Here is a 790-nt window from a genome sequence, read left to right on the forward strand (position 1 = left end):
TGAGGAGTGTTCCATCATCTCCAATCGCTACAAAGAATGCAGGTGATGTGTCAAGGAGGGTTTTGATAAACTCCTGCTCTGTTTTGATCTTCTCCTCTGCTTCTTTTTTATCGGTGATATCGATGATGATGCCGTCTAAGACTCTTGTCTCTCCCTCCCCATCTATGGCGGCTCTCCCATTTTCATACACCCATCTTGTATCACCATTTCTGGTATAGATCCGATATTCGATCTCCCAGGGCTCATTTAGGCTGACCGCTTCATTGATTGATCTCTCAACATATGCGGAATCATCGGGATGAATGATACTTGCATATGTCCTGACGGCGTTCCGGATAAAATCACTGCCTGGGTATCCGCTGATCTCCTCGATATCGTCATTCAGGAACAGCATAGTCCAGTCTGAATCAAGCAGGCAGCGGTAGACAACCCCGGGAACATTCGAGACAAGTGACCGATAGCGGTTTCTGCTTCTTTGCAGCTCTGCTTCAAGCTTCTTCTGCTCGGTAATATCGATGATGATGCCTCGAACACCGGCTAATCCCCCCTCTCTTATAATGAGTGATGAGTAGATGTTGATTGGGAAGGTCCTCCCATCTTTTCTGATTGCCAGGTATTCACGTATCGGTTCATCCAATCTCTCTTTTTTCAGAACTTTCATGAAGTTCTCCTTCGCTTTATCCCGTAATTCAGGGCTGAGAGTTGAAAGGACGTTTAACCCTGCATCGACATCTTCCTGTGAATAACCAAACATCTCAAATGCCATATGGTTTGCATAGGTAAGGGTGCC

1 protein-coding gene is annotated in these 790 nt (G+C 45.9%); it reads right to left on the bottom strand.

Features of this window, described 5'->3' with window-relative positions; translation table 11 throughout:
* A partial coding sequence (locus QCH34_RS13260) for a PAS domain S-box protein (RefSeq protein WP_300334805.1) occupies positions 1-790 on the bottom strand: 790 nt, incomplete at both ends.

Source organism: Methanocalculus sp. (assembly GCF_029762515.1).
GTDB lineage: Archaea > Halobacteriota > Methanomicrobia > Methanomicrobiales > Methanocorpusculaceae > Methanocalculus.